This window comes from Citrobacter sp. LST-B2 (assembly GCF_057983045.1).
Genome location: NZ_CP192598.1, coordinates 1,393,047 through 1,413,490 on the forward strand (window position 1 = coordinate 1,393,047; position 20,444 = coordinate 1,413,490).

The following is a 20,444-nucleotide window of genomic DNA, read 5'->3' on the forward strand; positions in this document are numbered from 1 at the left end:
AAACGGAGCCGGGTTTCCCGGCTCCGCCTATTTCAGACACATGACTTACCAGCTGTATTTTACCCCCACCATGCCCTGGGTATCACTGTAGCCTTTATCGCCCATCTGCACACCCACGTTGCCCCACACGCTCAGATGGTCGTTCAGCTTGCCTTCCACCCCGGTGCGGACTTCGCCCAGATTACGCGCGCCATCGCGGCTGACTTTTGTCCCGTCCATCTTCACGCCCCAGGTTTCCGTATTGTGGATCCAGTTCACTTCCACGAATGGCTGGAAGGTACGCTGTTTACCGTCATCCATTTTGTGGTGACTGCTCAGATACGTTCTCACCCCGAGGCGAGTCTGAATATTGCCGTCGCCCTGTGTTTCGATGCGGGTTCCGTCTTTACGGCGATGCGCATCATCTTTCACGCCCATCCAGGTGACCTGCGCCTGCGGCTGCACATACCAGGTGTTCAGTGTGCCCTCGCTGCCGTAAAACTCTCCGGCTTTCAGGGTATAACCCGCTTCGACGGATGCGGTCAGACCTTTCGATTTGTAGCTGTCGCTGTCCCGGTGGTCTGATTCCACGCTGCTGTCAAACCAGTTGTACAGCATCCAACTGTCCACATACATGCCGGTTTTGTCCGCATCGTTCTGGTACCAGGTGCCGTACAGACCGGCGCTGTAGCCGCTGACGCGTCCGTCAGAGCCGTAGCCAACACGGTCGCTGCGGGTGTTGCTGTGCTCGTTCGCATAGCCGCCCATCACGCCCAGGTGCCAGCGGTCCAGTCCGTCAGAACTCCACTGCGCGATGTCGCCACCAATCTGCAGCACATAGCGGTTGCTCTGTGTTTGCAGCTGGCCGTCACCGGAAGATGAACGTTCGTGACCGCCGACGTGGCGCATCCACATGCTGCTGACGTTCTCCTCACCGTTATACAGCGCATCGGTGTACTGCGGTTCACCGAGACGGTCGTGCAGGCGGTGGTGAAACAGCGTGTTGGCTGCCGCGATATTGCTGATATAGCTGCCGGCTTCCGGGCGCAGCGCGTCCGGGGCGGTCGGATCGACTACCGGTGGTGTCGGTTCCGACGGGTCAACGTCAATCGGATCTGGTTCATCCTGCGGCGGTGTGCTGTCTTTCCATTTACTGGTCAGGTACCAGTTCTTCGCCGCTGCTCCGGCCCCTTTCGCCAGGGTATAGACGTAGGCCCCGGCTTCCACGGTCCCGGTGGTCAGGGCGAAGCTCCCCGCTGAGTTGCCGTCGACCTGGATGACCTCGATACCGTTCACCGTCTGTGCACCGGTCCCGCCGGTATTGGTCACGCTGACACGGGTATTGCCAGCCGTGTCGCCCTCTACCGTCAGTTTGTCCGTCACTGAGCTGTCATCGCCAAGTACGGTGTTGAGCGCCAGCAGACCGTTGTTCCCGGTGTAGTTGCCGTTCACCGTCAGGGTGTTACCCGGCGTTCCGTCTTCACGGGTCAGCAGGACTGAGCCGCTGTTGGTCAGGCTGCCGCCGACCAGAAAATCGGTCATCTGCATGGTACCGCCCTGCATGACGTTCACATCCCCGGCGGTGCTGCCGTAACCGGTGAAGGTGCCTCCGTTGTGCACGTTCACCAGACCACTCGCCATATCCACGGCGGAGTCCGCGTCACTGCCCAGCGCCAGTTCACCGGCGTTAATGCTGGTGGCGCCGGTGTACGCCGCAGCGTCCTGTGTTAGGGTCAGGGTGCCGGTACCGGCTTTGGTCAGGTCACCGCTGCCGCTGACACTGTTACTGAGTGTCCAGTCGCTGCCGGTGTTCACGGTCAGCAGACCGTTATCGTTGACGGATGCGGTACCGAGGTGGTTCTGTTTGTTGACGGTCAGGTTGCTGCCGTCATCAATGTTAAACAGGCCGCTGAAGCCGCTGTTGTCACCGGTGACGGCGGCGTTTGTGGTGTTAGTCGCGTCAACATGACCAGTACCGCTGATATTATTTGCCAGTGTGCCGGTTGCACCGTCCAGCGTCAGGGTCCCTTCATCGGCGATGGCCCCGGTACCCGCACCCTGAGCATCGTTGATGACGACTTCCGCACCGCTGCTGATGGTGGTGGTGGCGCTCAGGTTGCTGTTGGCACCGTCGATGGCCAGCACGCCGCCGTCCACGTTCAGCTTACCGCTGCCGGTCAGGCTGCCATTGCTGTAGCCGCCGTTTGCTAGGCTCAGCGAGCCGCCGTTAACATCAAGGACTGAACTGACATCGCCGGCCAGCTCGCCTGCGGTCTGGGCGGTGCCGTTCAGGTCCGCTTTCGCGTCGCTGTTAATCGCCAGTTTTGCGGTGTCGCCCAGCGCGCCGTCCACGTCAGTACGCAGGGTCCCGCTCACCACGGTGGTATTACCGGTGTAATCGTTGCTGCTGTTTGACAGCGACAGCACGTCGCTGCCGGTGGTGCTGACAGCCAGATTACCGCTGCCGGTGATGCGGGCGGACTGGTCCGCCGCCGCGCCGGTGGCTCCCGGGGTTCCGGCAAGGGTCAGGGTCTGGTCCTGCAGCAACTCAAGCTCTGTCAGGCCGTAGTTCACGTACAGGCCGTCACCGGGTGCGGTGGTCAGGCGGTAATCGTAGGTACCTTTCGCCACGGTGTTCCCGCCCTGGGCAATATCGACCTGCATCGCAGCCGGGATGTCGAGGCCGTACTGGTCCACAAGTGTCAGGTTACCCCCGCTGCCGGTGACGTTCGCTGCGCTGACCAGTTGTACACCAACGTTGGCGTCATCCTGGGTCATCAGGGACGAGGTGGTGTCCGTCGCTATTTCCGGTACATACGGGTCGGGAATGTTCACCTGTACCGTGCCGCTGCCTGAGGCATCCAGCGTGTTCACCGTCACATGGCTGGCGGCCACGATGTCATGCGGCGCGGTGGCGTTAAAGGCCATATAGCCGCCCTCAAAGCTGAGCCCGCCAATCGCCTGTTCACCGTTACCCACGGTGGTGAAGCTGCCGGTGTTCACGTTCAGGGTGGCATTCGTCATGGCCGTGGTATTCACACTGTCAAGGGACAGGGTCGCGTTGCTCAGGTCCACGGTCCCGGCGAAGGTGCTGCCGGTGGTGGTGGCAAAGTTAAACGCCGCCCCGCTGGCATTCACCGCCATGGTTCCGGTGCCGGTCAGTCTGTTGGTGAAGGTGCGGTCAACGGGACTGTTCACCGCCAGAACCGAGGTGGCATCGATATCAAACGCTGCGCCACCGGTGGGTTTACCGCCCAGCGCATAACCACTATTCAGCGTGAACAGGGACGCCTCACGCAGGTTCACCAGGTTGTAGTTGTTGATTTGCGTACCGGTGCCGTCCATGGTGAAGCCTTCAGTCACCCCCTTAAAGAACACAGTGGCGTTACCGCTACCGCCGTTCAGGGCGTTAAAGGTGTTGCCGTTGCCCAGTACGGTGACCGTATCCACACCCGCAGAGCCGCTGACGGTGTTCACATCCGCTCCGTTTGTCAGCAGGACGGTGTTGGTGCCGCTGCCGTTGAGCGCAATGTTGCCGCCCACGATACCGTCGTCCACCGTCACCGCGTTATTGCCGCTGCTTGTGATGATGTTGTTACTGACGGTGCCGGTGTTGTTCACCGTGGCGTTCGCCCCGTTCATCACCACGTCACCGTTAATCAGCCCGGCGTTGTTCATCGTGGCATTTGCCGCGCTCATCGCCAGCGTCGGTGTGCCGGCGGCGGAGGCGGTAATCACCCCGGTGTCCGCGTTGGTGAAGGTGGTGGCGTTCGCCGTGTCAACCGTGGAGGCCGTGGCACTGGCCGATTCCAGTATGCCGCGGTTGGTGGCAGACGTGACGCCGCTGCCCAGTTTCAGGGCAGGGCCGCCCGCCGCGTTGCCCACGGTGACGTACGCCGCCGTGTCCACAGTGCCGGTGGTGTTGGCATAAATCCCGGTACCGCCCGCGCCGGTGACGTTAATGGTCAGGCCGGAGGAGCCGGAAATGTCAAAATTCCCGGTGGTGGCGCTGCCGTCAGCGTTTTCGAATGCAATCCCCTCACCGTTACCGCTGACGGTGATGAGACCGCTGTTGGTTTTGTCGATGGTCACCGAGGTACGCACCCCGGCACCGTTCGCCACGTCAATGGTGGTGTTCGTCAGTTGCAGGTCGGTCAGGTTACCGGCGTTCTCGATACCGTTCCCCGTGGCACCTGCCGCGTTAACGATGATGTGTGCCCCGTTCACATCAAGCCCGGTGGCACCGGTGCTTACCAGCACACCATCAGCCGTGCCGCGGGCTTCAACCGTGCCCACGCCGCTGCCGACCAGGTTCAGCGCCCCGGCGGCCAGGTTGATGGCTGCAGTCCCGTCCGTTGCCAGCACGGTTCCGCTGTTGGTCACCGAAGAGGCCTGCCCCTGGTCACCGGCACCGACATACAGTGCGGTACCGTTAGCGGTGATATTGCCGCTGTTGTCGACCTCACCGCCGAGCACCCTGACGGCCGTGGAGTTACTGCCGGTGAGCACGATATCGCCGCTGTTTTCCAGCGTTCCTCCATTTTTCGCAATAAAGGCGGTGGCACTGTCCACGGCAGAGTTGATGGTGGCCTCGTTAAGCAGTTCAGCCCCGGTGCTGGTCTCTGTCAGCGAACCGTCAGCGCCGTAGGTGTTGCCATCAACAATACCGGCCGTCGCGCCAGTACCGGTCAGGTCAAGGGTGGCACCACTCTCAGTGGTGGCGGAGGCACCACCGGACGAAATCACGCCCGTGGCACCAGCACCGCTGATATCTAGGGTACTACCGTTGCCGATAACCGCCGTGGTGTCTTCACCGGTGGCGTACAGCGCGGTGGCGTTCTTCCCGCTGGCCGCCACCTGAATGTCGCCATCTATCGCCGCACCGTCTTCGAGACGGAACAGGGTGGAACGCTCGCCGGACGCATCCAGCACCGTACCGGTCGGGACATTCGTATTGATGGTGGAGCCCGTACCGGACAGTGCAAACAGTATCTGGTCTGTTGCGGTGTCAGAGAAGTCCGGCGTGGCGGTACCGGACAGGTTCACTGTCGCCCCGTCAGAGGCACGTACGCCGGTGGCGCCGTCGCCGTTGAGGGTCACGGTGCCGCCGGTCATATTCACGGTGGTATTCGCGCCGCTGGCGATAATCCCGGTGGTGCGGTTAGCGACATTGCCACCGTTCAGCACAATATTCCCCGAGGTGTTGACCACGGTGGTATTGGTGCCGGTCGCATCCTGCGCCACGATACCGGTGCCGCCTGCCCGACGGTGATACTACCGATGTTGTCCCCGCGGGCACCAGCTTCGACCAGCAGACCCGTGGTATCTTCACCGGTGAACACAATGTTCCCGGCGTTGCTGACTTCCGCCCCGTTACGGGCAATGTAACCGGTGACCGCATCCAGCGCCGAGTTCAGCGCCGCTTCCGTCACCAGCAGGGTGCCGGTACCGAAGCCTGCGGCACCCGCTGCCAGTGCTGCGTTCGCCAGTACACCCGCAACCGGAGTACCCAGCGCCTTGCCGTTGATATCATAGCCCTGGCCGTCGGCAATCCCTGCCACCGCGCCGTTGGCGGTCATGTTGAGGGTGGCATTCGACGTGATCTTGCCCTGCGCGCCGCCCTGGATAACCACACCGGTGGCATCCTGCCCGGACAGGTTAAGGGTCATGCCGCCGGAGTTAAAGGCAGAGACATTGCCGCTGGCCGTATCCTGACCGTTGGCGACCACGGTGGTTGACCCCGCGCCGGAAGCCGTCAGTACCGACGCCGCGCCGGCACCACCGGTAAAGTCCGCCCCGCCATCAACGCGGAACAGTACGGAGTCTTCAGTGCTGACATCCTGCGCACCAGTACCATAGTTGATTATGGAGGCTGTTGGGCCGTAAACGTAATAACCGAGCTGGTTAGTGCCATTATTAAAGTTCACCGCCCCGTTGCCGGAAATGGTGACGTTACCGCCGTTTTCGGCATAGGCACCGACAGCGCCGTCGCCCGTCAGGTTCAGTGCGCCAGTAAGTGTGGCCCGGGAGTTATCACCCGTAGACCAGATGCCGTAGTTACGCAGACCGGTGGTGGCAAACAGGGGACTCTCACCGGCATTGATGGTACCGGAAGAGGACGCAAGCCCACCGCCGAAAACATACAGCCCGGCACCGTTGGCACCGTTAAGGTTAATGGTACCGCCGTTATTCACGGTACCGGAGGTGGCGTTACTGTAAATTGCTGCATTACGTAGCGGTGAAGTACCTTCAGCTACAGGGTAGTTACCGTTGTCGGTGATAACCCCATCCGCTCCAACAGTGACATTAACATTAGTACCACTGACGCTGATAGCCTGACTGCCATCAAAGCCGGAACCAATAATAATCTGACCGTCATTTTTTACGGTACTATTCCCGACAGCTTGGATCCCTGCTGCCCGGGATGTATGAACAACGTCCATCCCTCCGCGTAATAAAGGATCTGAAGAGATATCACTGGACGCTTCTCTTCCTATATATAACACTCCGGCGAAACCATTGACACTGTTGTTCTTACCGGCATTAATAAACGTACCGCCACCAAATACCCTTACAACGGGAACAATATACGAGGAAGCTGTGCCATCCTTAGAAACACCGTAGTTAACAGCGCCATTATTTGTTGCAACGGCGCCAGAGCTAATATCAAGCCATGAGTTTGCTATTGAATTAACTGAAAATCCACCAATATTTACAGTGCCGTAATTATTGAGGGTCGTTCCTGCCCCACTATAGATATCGGCAACGCCTGTTGGGGTATAACCACCTGCAATACCGATATTCTCAACCCCATTATTTATGATATGACCGCCGTTATTAGCCTGCATCGCATAAGACTGGTAGCCCGAGGTTGTCACTGTCCCGTCATTAATTACTGTACCGCCATTTACAGCACTTAATACAATTGCATTCCCGCCACTGGAATAAGTCATGCTACCTGTTGAGGATACATGAGCCTGTGCATTCTGACCATCCGCGAGCATAGCCACTTGCTCACCAAAAGGGATTAAAGCAGGATCATCAGGATCAAGAGGTGGGGGGGTAACTGTAAATGCGACAGACGTGTCTGTATAAGCTAAACGGACCGCGGCGTCGTAATTCGCCTGAGCAGTAGCACCTGCACCCAATGTTCCTGCTGCAATTTGTTTTTGTAACCAGGTATTATATTGCTTAAAATCCGCTAAGTTATTTACAGTTTGTTGTACCGAAGAACCATCAGCTAAAGTGACTGTGAACGTTCCATTAAAGGTTGAGCTGGTCGCGTTTATTATCTGGGGCTCAAGTTGAGCGCTAACAGCTGAACCAAACAGAATATTATTAACTGAATTCCAGTTAGCGGTACCATCAGTAACTTTTATATAGACTGTATCCTTCACCGTAGTGTCACCTACAGTGCCGGAGGCATTCATATTAAAAGTGCCACCACCAGAAACATTTGCTATTTGAGCATCTATAAATGGACTGGATCCTTCCGGGGTCGGTTCATAGATAGTCCAGTATGAACTGTATCCACCTGGAGTGGTCGCTATACTATCAGAGTTAAAGGTCGAGATTGTAGAGGTAATATGTGTATTGGGATCTGTCACTGAGATTCCAACACTGGAACCATATGTAACAGACGATATTGTATTAGGATTAACGGGACCCGTTACATATCCTCTCTCCCAAAACCCTATAAGACCTGAATAAATAGATTGTAATCCGGTTGATCCAGTGAAGTTGACATCGCCATCAAGACTGTACGTCCCGTTATCGATGACATTAATAGCCTGCCCGCTATTATTGGCGGTTCCCGGTGTATACGTAGTTGTGGCTGCTATAGCTCCCGCTGACAGCACAGCCATCAGGCCCGCCGCCTTCACTGATTTGCTGACCGCTCTTTTGATTCTTGCGCGTCCAAACTCAGAGGTGACAACCCACTGCATCAACGTGCTGTTCCAGATTACGCGATAGATTTTGTTCATAGTAGACACCTCTTATACCGTGCCAATACTGACTACACAGGTGTCGGCTCTGTCACTGTACTGAGCCTTCCCTGTACCACTACGCATCATTGGCGCAGTCTTTTTATTTGTCCGGATGAGATTATTGCCTCTTCCAGAGTAATTCTCCGGTACTGAAATCAGCCCCCAAGAATTATTGATATTGCGAATTTTTAGTTGTTCCATGCTATATACTCGTTGGTGATTTTTTATGTTTTTTTTGTTGTTCAAGCGAATGCTTTCTTTTCCGTAAGAGCGATAAAAGACTTCCGGTGCCTCTCAATATCTGAAGCACGAAAAAAAATAATCTTAGAGAGGGTAGTTATATTTCCTATTACCTACATTAAGGTTTTATATAAGGGGTAATGAAATGACATTACTGCCCTTACAGGCACCTGAACGGTGCCTGGTCGGCAAATATAACTACTCATTACGTATTGCAGTCTGCTGACAAACTGCATTCTCGGAGAATGGTCTACATTTCTACGACCTCTGTAAAATAAAACAACAAGGGAACAAATAAGAAAGTATCATAAAGACATTTTCTTTTTCTGTTTATGATATCGACACACTATCAGTTGAAATGGTTTTATGGATCTGTCCTTTTGCTATTCCCCAATAGCAGTTTTGCACTGTGTTAAAAGAGAGTCAAGCAGCGCTAAAATGTTAAAAAAGTAATATTAACGCAGCTGGACAAACCAGTTATATAATTCCTGGTGGTCGTTTTAAATGAGGGGCGTCTTTTCTGGAAATATCACTCACTTGCTCTTTTGAGGTTGAGATATTTGCATCTGACAATAAGAATATTACAAACATTAGATGAGGCTGGAAGTAGTCACTCGAGAGCACAATTTGCTAAAAAGTAATGGGCGCGGTTTGTAATTTTAATTTAAGTGATTGTATATAATGATATTTTTCTAAGTTGTTGTTATGAATTAATAATCTCCATTTTTATATCATGTAAAAAACACAACGTTATGATTGTATTATTCTTTTTTTGTTTTTTCGTTAGATATGAAAATTTGTTAAAAAAACAGTGTTACGAGAGGGTGGCAGCCGTAATTCGTAATCTGACCGGGTAAATTTTATAAAATTCAGATTTTTCTTTCTGAACAATAACCTGATAAAGGGGGACGGTATCAGTAAATTAGCCTTATGCCATGCCCATTTTTTGTGTCTTAAGCGTTTCTCATTGTTTCGTGTCGCTGCAACCCAGAACATTTCCATCCCGTTAGATAAATGGATGGATCATCAAGTCAGAAACCTCGGACAAAAAAGCTGGTGCGGTTCACCGGATCCCGTTCTTTGCAGGCCAGCAGCACACGTCCGAATCCGCGCGAGAGGGAGATAATCCCTATTGCAACCAGAAAGGGTGAAGCCTAAGAACGGCCAATGGACTCAATATCCTGCAACAACGTGTCGATCGTGGCGCGCTCTGTGAAAGGTTCTGGCGCACCTTCAGGTGCTGTCAGCCCAACCCTGTTATGCCAGTACGTGGGCACTCCCACTTTTTGCGTCCCAAGCATGTCATAAGCAGAGCCTGCGACAAATATAGCCTCGGCAGGAACAAAGCCTGTATTACACAACGCCAGACGATACGGCTCAGGATGCTGCTTGTAAAAATCAGCCTGTTCGGAAGTCACGACGACATCGAAGGGAACGCCGACAAGATCCGCAGCAATGCGTCTGAGGCGCGCCGAACAGTTAGTGACCACACTTAATCCCATCAGCTCAGAATAGACCCTGTTAACCGATTACACTGACGTGATTTGCTCCACCAGCATTGAACGCATCATCACCGGACGTAATGCTGCGCTGAGCCTGACAGAAATCCTTATTCATCAGCTCAGTGATATTTTTGCACTCACCGACAGCATTGGCGGGGGCAACGCGAATGAATGACGACTGCGCACATTACCTTTAAGCGGTCAGAACTTGTAGAAAAACTGAATGACATTTTCACTAAGCATTATCCGGGGATACTGGTAGCGCGATAGTTCATCGTTACCATAACCGGGCTCGAAATCACGGGTGTTTTTAGCGAAATACGATTGTGGGCTTCGGCGTTTTTCGAACTGCTAAAAATGCTGTAATAACAATGGTTATATGGCCTGTATTCGAATCCGGTAGGATCTCAGACCCACTCTTTCGGTAAACTCAACGTAAACCGGGTCACGTTTACATCCGACGTCACCGACACTTTTCCGTGGTGTGCGGTCACAATCGATTTCACGATCGCCAGTCCGATGCCGCTGCCTTCGCCTTTGCGCTGGCGGGATGGATCCACGCGATAAAAGCGATCAAACAACCGTGGTAAATGTTCGGCAGGGATAGGTGTTCCCGGGTTTTCAATGATGATGTGCACCTGTTCGTCCGCCTCTGTCAGCCGGACGGTAATGCTCTGGCCCAATGGCGTGTAGCGCATCGCGTTGGAGAGGAGATTGCTGATCGCCCGGCGCAGCATACCTGAATCGCCGGATACCAGGCATGGACGCCCTTCAAAATGCAACCCGACTTCCCGTTCTTCCGCCAGCGCCTCAAAAAAGTCGAATACTTTACTGACTTCATCCGCCAGATTGATCGTTTTTTTCTCCGGGATCAGCTGGTTGTTATCGGCCTGCGCCAGAAACAGCATATCGCTGACCATTTTCGCCATATGGCTAAATTCTTCGAGGTTGGAATAGAGCACCTCTTCCAGCTCCTTCTGGCTACGGGGCTGGCTGAGGACAATTTCTGTTTGCGTCACCAGGTTGGTGATAGGGGTACGGATCTCATGGGCAATATCAGCTGAAAAATTGGACTGGCGGGTAAAAACGTCTTCGATACGCTCGATCATGTGATTAAACGAGAGCACCAGCCGTTCCAGTTCAATAGGCACCGACCGGGGATCCAGTCGGACGTCGAGATCTTTCGAGGTGATGTTCTGAATCTGTCGGCTGACGCTACGGATCGGTTCGTGGCCTTTATACACGGCAAACAGCACGATAAAAATGATCAACATGCTGATGATCGAGGCGGTCATGATGAGCTTGTTTTTCAAATCGTTAATGTAATGCAGGTGAAAATCGATCGACAGCGCCAGATACAGGGTATAGGCCGGTTTACCGTCGACCAGCGGCCCGACCGGCAGGCGGATCATGCGCCAGCTGGAATGGGTGCCGTGGCCAGCCATCTGCATCGACGGACCATTAATCAAATAGACGTTGCCGCCCGGAACGGTTTTATCCACCGTGGCGCGGGCAAGAAACTGGCGGATATCCGGCATATGAGGGGAATGAAAGAGCGCCTGCTGGTTAGCATCTTCCAGCGAAATAATGACGTTTGAGTAACCGGCTACCACGTTTTTCAGGATCTCCAGACGGCGGGATTCCGGCTCGTCGGAGGGGCTAAGGATACGTTCGAGGGTGGCGCTGATTTCGCTTAAGTCGTTGATGTCCTGTTCGGCAAAATGCACTTTTACCGACTGAATCATGATCCAGGCAAAGGCAAAAAAGGAGGCAATGGTCACGAGGCTGATAAAAAAGGTCAGGCGCGTCGCCAGCGAAAAAGGGCGGGATAACCGCTTACTGACCATCCGGCACCTCAAGCACATATCCCACGCCACGCACGGTCTGAATCAGCTTAGGCTCAAAGTCGTTATCAATTTTGCCGCGCAGGCGCTTCACGGCCACGTCAATGGCGTTGGTATCGCTGTCAAAATTCATGTCCCACACCTGAGAGGCAATCAGCGAGCGGGGTAATACTTCTCCCTGGTGGCGCAGGAAAAACTCCAGCAGGGTAAATTCTTTGCTGGTGAGCGTGATGCGGGTACCGCTACGACTCACTTTGCGGCTCACCAGGTCAACGATCAGATCGGCCACCTGAAACTGGCTTTCGACGATTACCGCCGCCCCCCGGCGTAGCAGGGTTCTGACGCGCGCCAGCAGTTCGGCAAAGGCAAACGGCTTAACCAGATAATCATCCGCCCCTAATTCCAGCCCTTTTACCCGATGTTCAATGGTTCCCAACGCGGTAAGCAGCAGAATCGGCATGCCTTTATTCGCGGCACGCAGCATCCGGACGATATCCCAGCCGTTGACGTCGGGCAGCATGATATCAAGAACGAGCAGGTCGTAATCACCGGTCATCGCCAGGTGATAGCCGTTCAGACCGTTGTCAGCAAGATCGACAACAAAGCCCGCTTCCGTCAGTCCTTTGGTCAGGTATTCACCGGTTTTGTTCTCATCTTCGACGATCAAAATTTTCAACACATTCTCCTTCGCCACGCGACGGTCATGGGGCCTCTCAATTCTAGAGAAGCCAGATCGGATAGCAATCGCATTCTGGGAAAATGACAGCTTTGTCATTTTGCTGTCACGGGTTGAACAGAGAGCGCCAGGTAAAGTGGCTGATATCAACCCACATGAAAATCAGGCTTATGCGTAATTTTAAGCGTCTCACGCTCTCAATGGCGTTACTGCTGGCAGGATGTTCACTCGCCCCGGACTATCAGCGCCCGGCGCTTCCGGTACCGCAGCAGTTTTCTCTCAGTCAGAACCAACTGGTGACATCACCGACAGGTTATCAGGACAGCGGCTGGCGGCAGTTTTTTGTCGATCCGCAGGTGAAAGTGCTGATTGACGAGGCGCTGCGTAACAATCGCGATTTACGTATGGCGACGCTGAAAGTACAGGAGGCGAGGGCGCAATATCGGGTGACTGATGCCGATCGCTATCCGCAGTTGAATGCGGAAAGCAGCGGAAACTGGAGCGGGAAACTGAAAGGCGACACCCGCAGTACGCGTGAATATGAGGCCGGGCTGAACCTGAGCGTTGATCTGGATTTCTTTGGGCGGCTGAAAAACATGAGCGAAGCCGATCGACAGAACTTTTTCGCCAGCGAAGAGGCGCGCCGGGCGGTGCATATCCTGTTGGTGTCCAACGTTGCACAGAGCTGGTTCAATCAGCGTCTGGCCTTCGCGCAACTTCAGGTGGCACAAGAAACGCTGAGCAATTATGAGCGTGCATATGCGCTGGTGGAAAAACAACTGGTTACCGGCAGTACTAACGTGCTGGCGCTGGAACAGGCGCGTGGCGTGATTGAAAGTACCCGCAGTGATATTGCGAAACGTCAGGGGGAACTGGCGCAGGCGAATAACGCGTTGCAGCTGTTACTGGGGAGCTACGCTAAGCTGCCGGACGATGCGCGACAGAATGTCGGCGATATCAACGGCGTGACGTTACCGCCATCGCTGTCATCGCAAATCCTGTTGCAGCGTCCGGACATCATGGAAGCCGAACACGCGCTGATGGCGGCAAACGCCAATATCGGCGCGGCACGGGCGGCGTTTTTTCCCTCCATCACGCTGACCAGCGGGATCTCCGGCAGCAGCAGCGATCTCTCGAGTCTGTTTTCGACGGCAAGCGGGATGTGGAATTTCATTCCGAAAGTGGAGCTACCGATCTTCAATGCCGGACGTAATCAGGCCAACCTCGATCTGGCTGAAATCCGCCAGCAGCAGTCGGTGGTCAATTATGAGCAGAAGATCCAGAACGCGTTCAAAGAGGTTGCCGACGCGCTGGCGCTACGCCAGAGCCTTACCGATCAGATTCGCGGTCAGCAGCGATACCTGACCTCGCTACAAATCACGCTTCAGCGTGCGAGAGCGCTCTATCGCAACGGAGCGGTGAGCTATATCAACGTGCTGGACGCTGAACGTTCGCTATTTGCGACGCAACAAACCCTGCTTGACCTTAATTACGCCCGACAGGTTAACGAAATTACGCTCTATACCGCGCTTGGCGGTGGTTGGCTGGAATAAACCGAAACACATCACAGGAGATTGACATGAACACAGTATGTAAAGCGGTGGTATTCGCCATTTTCTCTACGCTGGCAATTAACGCTCAGGCCAATGAACACCATCACGGCGATATGATGAGCGCCATGCCTGCCGCCGAACAAAGCCCGGCGATCAGCGCCACTGGCGTAGTAAAAAGCGTTGATACGCAAAGCAAAAAAGTCACCATTGAACATGGGCCGATCCCCGCGCTGAACTGGCCGGCAATGACCATGCGTTTTACCATCACACCGCAAACGCAGCTCAACGATATTAAACCCGGTGACAACGTGGCGTTTACATTTATCCAGCAGGGCAATCTCTCTTTATTGCAGGATATTAAAAGCCAGTAATTCTCTCTTATTTTAACGTTGAGCATGACCTCATGAAAAATATCGCGCTGATTATCGGCAGCATGATGGCGGGCGGCATTATCGCCGTGGGCGGCTACGCGTATTTCGCCGCGGCGCACCCGTCGGCGAATACACCGCCAGTCACGGAAAAAGAAGCCCGCAAGGTGCTGTTCTGGTACGACCCGATGTACCCGAATACCCGCTTCGATAAACCCGGCAAATCGCCCTTTATGGATATGGATCTGGTGCCGAAATATGCCGATGAAGAGTCTGCCAGCGCTACTGCGCCGGGCGTCCGTATCGATCCGACGCAAACGCAAAACCTCGGTGTGAAAACTGAGGCTGTGCGTCGCGGACCCCTCACTTTTGCCCAGATGTTCCCGGCCAACGTCAGCTATAACGAGTACCAGTTTGTCATTATGCAGGCGCGTGCCGCCGGATTTGTCGAGAAAGTCTGGCCGCTCACCGTGGGTGATAAGGTGAAAAAAGGCGCACCGCTGCTTGAACTCACGATCCCTGACTGGGTGGAAGCGCAGAGTGAATATCTGCTGCTGAAAGAAACTGGCGGCACGGCAACCCAGGTTGAGGGGATTCTGGAGCGGCTGCGCCTGGCCGGAATGCCGGAAACGGATATTCGACGTTTGACCGCAACGCGCAAAATTCAGACCCGCTTTATCCTTACTGCACCCATTGACGGAGTAATTACCGCCTTTGATTTACGTGCTGGCATGAACATCGCCAAAGATAACGTGGTCGCGAAAATTCAGGGGATGGATCCAGTGTGGGTAACCGCTGCGGTGCCTGAATCCATCGCGTGGCTGATTAAAGACGCGTCGCCGTTTTCGCTGACCGTTCCGGCGCGTCCGGACAAGTCCTTCACCGTGCGCAAGTGGACGCTGTTGCCCAGCGCCGACGCCACCACCCGAACGCTGCAACTGCGCCTGGAAGTCGATAACCCCGACGAAGCGCTGAAACCGGGGATGAACGCTTATCTTAATCTGAAAACGGAAAGTGAGCCGATGTTGCTGATCCCGTCTAAAGCGCTGATCGATACCGGCAGCGAGCAGCGGGTGATCACGGTGGACGGTGAAGGGCGTTTTGTCCCTAAACCCGTCTCTGTCTTCCAGGCCTCGCAGGGGGTAACGGCGATCCGTTCCGGGCTGGCTGAAGGCGAGAAGGTGGTTGCCAGCGGCCTGTTCCTGATTGATTCAGAAGCCAACATCTCGGGGGCGTTAGACCGGATGCGCACGCAGCAACCGTCGGCGATGCCCGATCCTGCGGCCCATGCGCACTGAGGAGAACGCAGATGATTGAATGGATTATTCGCCGCTCGGTCGCCAACCGTTTTCTGGTGATCATTGGCGCACTCTTTCTCAGCGTCTGGGGGACCTGGACCATCGTTAACACGCCGGTGGATGCGCTGCCCGACCTGTCCGACGTGCAGGTGATCGTCAAAACCAGCTACCCGGGGCAGGCGCCGCAGATTGTCGAGAATCAGGTGACCTATCCGCTGACCACCACCATGCTGTCCGTACCCGGCGCAAAAACTGTGCGCGGTTTCTCGCAGTTTGGCGACTCGTATGTCTATGTCATTTTTGAAGATGGCACCGATCCGTACTGGGCGCGTTCTCGCGTGCTGGAATATCTCAACCAGGTACAGGGTAAGCTCCCGGCGGGCGTCAGCGCGGAAATGGGGCCAGACGCCACCGGCGTGGGCTGGATCTTCGAGTATGCGTTGGTTGATCGCAGCGGTAAGCACGACCTGGCGGAACTGCGTTCGTTGCAGGACTGGTTTCTGAAATATGAGTTAAAAACTATCCCGAATGTGTCGGAAGTGGCCTCCGTGGGCGGCGTGGTGAAAGAGTATCAGGTGGTGATCGACCCAATGAAACTCGCTCAGTACGGCATCAACCTGTCGGAGGTGAAAGGTGCGCTGGATGCCTCTAACCAGGAGGCGGGGGGCTCATCGGTGGAACTGTCGGAAGCAGAATACATGGTCCGCGCCAGCGGGTATCTGCAAACGCTGGATGACTTCAATCATATCGTTCTGAAGTCAGGGGAAAACGGGGTACCCGTGTACCTGCGGGATGTGGCGAGAGTGCAGGCAGGCCCGGAAATGCGCCGGGGGATTGCCGAACTTAACGGCGAGGGAGAAGTGGCCGGCGGGGTGGTTATCTTGCGCTCCGGTAAAAACGCGCGTGAGGTGATCTCGGCGGTTAAAAATAAACTCGAGACGCTGAAAAGTAGTCTGCCGGAAGGCGTGGAAGTGGTGACCACCTACGATCGCAGTCAGTTGATTGACCGCGCCATCGATAACCTCAGCTATAAGCTACTGGAAGAGTTTATCGTCGTGGCGCTGGTCTGCGCACTGTTTCTCTGGCACGTGCGTTCCGCGCTGGTGGCGATCATCTCGCTGCCGCTGGGATTGTGTATCGCCATTATCGTGATGCATTTTCAGGGGCTGAACGCCAACATTATGTCGCTTGGCGGGATCGCTATCGCCGTGGGGGCGATGGTGGATGCCGCCATTGTGATGATCGAAAATGCGCATAAACGGCTGGAAGAGTGGGAACACCAGCATCCGGGCGAAGTGCCAGATAACGAGACGCGCTGGACGGTGATCACCAATGCCTCTGTAGAGGTTGGTCCGGCGCTGTTCATCAGTTTGCTGATCATCACGCTCTCTTTTATTCCCATCTTTACTCTGGAAGGGCAGGAAGGACGCCTGTTCGGGCCGCTGGCGTTCACCAAAACGTATGCGATGGCGGGGGCGGCGTTTCTGGCGATCGTGGTGATCCCGATCCTGATGGGGCTGTGGATCCGCGGGAAAATTCCGGCGGAAAGCAGCAACCCGCTTAACCGCTTTTTGATCCGTATTTACCATCCGCTACTGCTGAAAGTATTGCACTGGCCGAAAGTCACGCTGCTGGTGGCGGGGCTCTCGATCCTGACGGTGGCCTGGCCGCTGAGTAAAGTGGGGGGCGAGTTCTTACCGCAGATTAACGAAGGCGATCTGTTGTACATGCCGTCCACGCTGCCGGGGATTTCGGCGGCAGAAGCGGCAAGCATGTTACAGAAAACCGATAAGCTGATCATGACCGTACCGGAAGTCGCCAGGGTCTTTGGCAAAACCGGGAAAGCGGAAACCGCCACGGATTCGGCACCGTTGGAGATGGTGGAAACCACGATTCAGCTCAAACCGCAGGATCAGTGGCGTCCGGGAATGACGATGGAAAAAATCATCGAGGAACTGGACAACACCGTTCGTCTGCCGGGGCTGGCAAACCTGTGGGTGCCGCCGATTCGTAACCGTATTGATATGCTCTCTACCGGGATTAAGAGTCCGATTGGGATTAAAGTCTCTGGTAACGTACTGGCCGATATCGACGCGATGGCCGAGCAGATTGAAGAGGTTGCCCGCACCGTCCCTGGCGTAACATCTGCGCTCGCTGAGCGTCTGCAAGGTGGTCGCTATCTCAACATCGATATCAACCGTGAGAAAGCAGCCCGCTACGGCATGACGGTGGGGGACGTGCAGTTGTTTATTACCTCTGCCGTCGGTGGGGCGATGGTTGGGGAGACCGTTGAGGGGATTGCCCGTTATCCGATCAATCTGCGTTATCCGCAGAGCTTCCGGGACAGCCCGCAGGCGCTGCGCCAGTTACCAATCCTGACGCCGATGAAGCAACAAATTACGCTGGGGGATGTCGCCACAATCAACATCACGCCGGGGCCCTCGATGCTAAAAACGGAGAACGCACGGCCCACCAGTTGGATCTATATTGATGCGCGCGACAGGGATATGGTCTCTGTGGTTAACGATCTGAAACAGGTAATTGCCGATAACGTTCAGTTGAAGCCCGGTACCAGCGTCGCGTTTTCTGGTCAGTTTGAATTGCTGGAGCGGGCGAACCATAAGCTGAAGCTGATGGTGCCCATGACGCTGATGATCATCTTCGTCTTGTTGTATCTGGCGTTCCGCCGGGTCGGAGAAGCGCTGCTGATCATCACCAGCGTGCCGTTTGCGCTGGTGGGCGGGATTTGGTTCCTGTACTGGATGGGATTTCATCTGTCGGTGGCGACGGGAACCGGGTTTATCGCTCTGGCGGGGGTCGCTGCGGAATTTGGCGTGGTCATGCTGATGTACCTGCGCCATGCCATTGAGGCCGATCCTTCACTGGACAACCCGCAGACGTTCAGCGCAGAGAAACTGGATGACGCGTTATATCACGGGGCGGTGCTACGGGTACGACCCAAAGCGATGACCGTAGCGGTGATCATTGCCGGTCTTCTGCCGATTTTGTGGGGGACAGGGGCCGGTTCGGAAGTGATGAGCCGGATTGCTGCGCCCATGATCGGCGGTATGATTACGGCGCCGCTACTGTCACTGTTTATTATCCCTGCGGCTTATAAGTTGATGTGGATACATCGTCACCGTAAAATATCCCGTTAACATCTTCATCATCCGGCCTGCTGAAATGAAGCGGGCCGGAAAAATCATTTTAACGGTGATTTTTCATTCTTTCTGACATATTCTGCAATACTGTAAAATGCTTTTTCTGATGATAAGCGTTATCCCTTTATGAATCTCCCGTTATTGCTATTCGTTCCCTCTGATATTTAATTTTGCCGTTACCTCTCAGCGGGTTGTGCATAAAAAGCACAGCCCGCATCCTTGTGTTGCAAATAGTGTAAACATCAGTTTTATATTTCAGAATCGTGCAGTTAATCGCATTTTATTCATTTTTGTTATCAAGTTTTCGTTAAGTTCATTCTCTTTTACGCATAATGCGGGCCACTTTTACACTTCACTGAATGTTTTTACATATCAATTAATCAGTAAAAATAGTCAAAAACTTAATATCATGCGAAATATCTGAAAGGTAATCCCTTATGGTAATCAAAAAACCATCTGCGGGAGCCAGTTTTAGCCTTTTATCATTAAACACGAATGAGAAGTATCTGAAATATAAAATAAGGATTTTACTATGGGATTTGGGATGGCAAAGGACAATAAATTTGAGATCGTGGCCATTATTCGCGAAGAGCTTCTCAGAAAAACGAAGGTAGAACTGAAATTTAAAGACGCCAGCGTGGTCACTCAATTAGAAAAGGTTGACTTCGACTACTTCGTGATTACCAACAACAGCGACATCCCACACTCTTCTATCCAGTCTTTTATCTTGCACAGCGACAGCGGCATTATCCGGTTCAATGCCCGGTTCAGTCAGTCGCTGACCGATAAACTGGAGTGCGGACTGGCGTATCGCATACCTGAAGTGATCTTATTGGTTCAGCGCCGCCAGCATCAGCGTTTCTCCTTTTTAAAGGGGTATCATTTCTACTGTTCTGGACGCTATAAAAATGGTGAGAATTACTTGCTGCAGATTAAGAATATCTCTCGCGGCGGTTGCGCGCTGATCTCACAGAAAATAAACACCCGCTTTCTTTATAAAAATGCGCTGATTAAAGGGGCATCTCTGGATTTTGAACAGTTTGGTCGTTTGCATTGCGATCTCCGGGTCGTCAACGTTGTTGCTATCAACGAATTTGATGAAAACAATCAGCTTTATTCCTGTCAGCAGATCTCCTGCAAGTTCGAATTCAAACATCCACGCGACGCGTTGGATGTCGAAAAGGTCATTATTCATTTTTTGATGAGTAATAAATTAAAAAGTTTATAAAGGAAGGTGAACTTTATGTTGATGTGTGGAAATGAAGATTTTGTCGGTAGCAGTGTCTCAACGTATTTAAAAAGTAAAAATGCTGAGGTGACGGATGTCCCCTGGCAGGTGATGGTAGATTACTCTGCACGCTATCGCCATCGGATGATGATTTTTAATATCATCAGCCACGAACAGTCCTACGCTGATTTTGTCAGCTATTTAAATAAGAATCGCTTTAAAGTTTACGATAATGCCGTGGTGGTGATTGCCGATGACCGTCTGGCGAAATTGTGCATTGAGTTACTGTATGTCGAAAAAGTGATTGTGCTGACCGATAAATCACCGCTGCGTGATTTTGGCCGACTGACGACCCTGACGGGGGAGTGCTGGAATCCCCGCTTATTCCGTTCACAAAAACGGCTGAGCGATCGTGAACAGCAAATCCTCAGTTTGCTGGTGAGTGGATATTCACCAAATGAAATCTCGGATCTGATCAGTGTGAGCTATAAAACGATACAGACGCATAAAATGCGAATCATCACGAAGCTGGGTCTGGCCCATTCGACTGAACTGAATAAACTGATCGTCAGATTCAACCATCCGTTCTCTTTTTTATCCTGAGTTT

General features: G+C 53.8%; 11 protein-coding genes and 2 pseudogenes. 7 read left to right on the forward strand and 6 right to left on the reverse strand.

The window, feature by feature from the left end; all coding sequences use genetic code 11:
- Positions 1–45: 45 nt before the first annotated feature.
- The 4 genes and pseudogenes from ACQ0PY_RS06585 to ACQ0PY_RS06600 form a co-directional block, all read right to left on the reverse strand.
- Positions 46–5,223: an autotransporter outer membrane beta-barrel domain-containing protein gene (locus ACQ0PY_RS06585; protein ID WP_109739970.1), complete on the reverse strand. Its 5,178-nt coding sequence runs from the start codon at positions 5,221–5,223 to the stop codon at positions 46–48.
- Positions 5,160–6,422 carry a hypothetical protein gene (locus ACQ0PY_RS06590; protein ID WP_166444201.1) on the reverse strand — a complete coding sequence of 421 codons (1,263 nt, stop codon included), beginning with the start codon at positions 6,420–6,422 and terminating at the stop codon, positions 5,160–5,162. The genes ACQ0PY_RS06585 and ACQ0PY_RS06590 overlap by 64 nt, the downstream gene beginning before the upstream one ends.
- A 1,458-nt stretch (positions 6,423–7,880) precedes the next feature.
- Positions 7,881–7,964, reverse strand: a pseudogene (locus tag ACQ0PY_RS06595) (ESPR domain-containing protein); the annotation flags it as partial.
- A 1,397-nt stretch (positions 7,965–9,361) separates the two neighbouring features.
- Positions 9,362–9,697, reverse strand: coding sequence for an HAD hydrolase-like protein (locus ACQ0PY_RS06600; RefSeq protein WP_231912840.1), 336 nt, complete (start codon positions 9,695–9,697; stop codon positions 9,362–9,364).
- Positions 9,698–9,725: 28 nt separating this feature from the next.
- On the opposite strand from ACQ0PY_RS06600, the pseudogene ACQ0PY_RS06605 reads away from it, so the two are divergent.
- Positions 9,726–9,881: pseudogene (locus tag ACQ0PY_RS06605) on the forward strand (DUF4942 domain-containing protein); the annotation flags it as partial.
- A 235-nt stretch (positions 9,882–10,116) separates the two neighbouring features.
- On the opposite strand, the gene ACQ0PY_RS06610 reads toward ACQ0PY_RS06605, so the two are convergent.
- Both ACQ0PY_RS06610 and cusR read right to left on the reverse strand, forming a co-directional pair.
- A complete protein-coding gene (locus ACQ0PY_RS06610; protein ID WP_109739972.1) occupies positions 10,117–11,556 on the reverse strand; it encodes a Cu(+)/Ag(+) sensor histidine kinase in 1,440 nt (479 codons plus the stop codon).
- Positions 11,546–12,229, reverse strand: a complete 684-nt coding sequence (gene cusR / locus ACQ0PY_RS06615; protein WP_044269013.1) for a copper response regulator transcription factor CusR — start codon at positions 12,227–12,229, stop codon at positions 11,546–11,548. The genes ACQ0PY_RS06610 and cusR overlap by 11 nt, the downstream gene beginning before the upstream one ends.
- A gap of 170 nt (positions 12,230–12,399) precedes the next feature.
- On the opposite strand from cusR, the gene ACQ0PY_RS06620 reads away from it, so the two are divergent.
- From ACQ0PY_RS06620 to ACQ0PY_RS06645, 6 genes are all read left to right on the forward strand, one after another.
- On the forward strand, positions 12,400–13,782 hold the full coding sequence (locus ACQ0PY_RS06620; RefSeq protein WP_044269041.1) for an efflux transporter outer membrane subunit: 1,383 nt from the start codon (positions 12,400–12,402) through the stop codon (positions 13,780–13,782).
- Between the two features lie 26 nt (positions 13,783–13,808).
- On the forward strand, positions 13,809–14,153 hold the full coding sequence (gene cusF / locus ACQ0PY_RS06625; RefSeq protein WP_044256696.1) for a cation efflux system protein CusF: 345 nt from the start codon (positions 13,809–13,811) through the stop codon (positions 14,151–14,153).
- Positions 14,154–14,185: 32 nt separating this feature from the next.
- Positions 14,186–15,448, forward strand: coding sequence for an efflux RND transporter periplasmic adaptor subunit (locus ACQ0PY_RS06630; RefSeq protein ID WP_104446118.1), 1,263 nt, complete (start codon positions 14,186–14,188; stop codon positions 15,446–15,448).
- A gap of 11 nt (positions 15,449–15,459) precedes the next feature.
- On the forward strand, positions 15,460–18,606 hold the full coding sequence (locus tag ACQ0PY_RS06635; RefSeq protein ID WP_109740794.1) for a CusA/CzcA family heavy metal efflux RND transporter: 3,147 nt from the start codon (positions 15,460–15,462) through the stop codon (positions 18,604–18,606).
- Between the two features lie 535 nt (positions 18,607–19,141).
- Positions 19,142–19,837: a flagellar brake protein gene (locus ACQ0PY_RS06640; protein WP_044256689.1), complete on the forward strand. Its 696-nt coding sequence runs from the start codon at positions 19,142–19,144 to the stop codon at positions 19,835–19,837.
- A 15-nt stretch (positions 19,838–19,852) separates the two neighbouring features.
- On the forward strand, positions 19,853–20,440 hold the full coding sequence (locus tag ACQ0PY_RS06645; RefSeq protein ID WP_044269019.1) for a helix-turn-helix transcriptional regulator: 588 nt from the start codon (positions 19,853–19,855) through the stop codon (positions 20,438–20,440).
- The last annotated feature ends 4 nt before the right edge of the window (positions 20,441–20,444 follow it).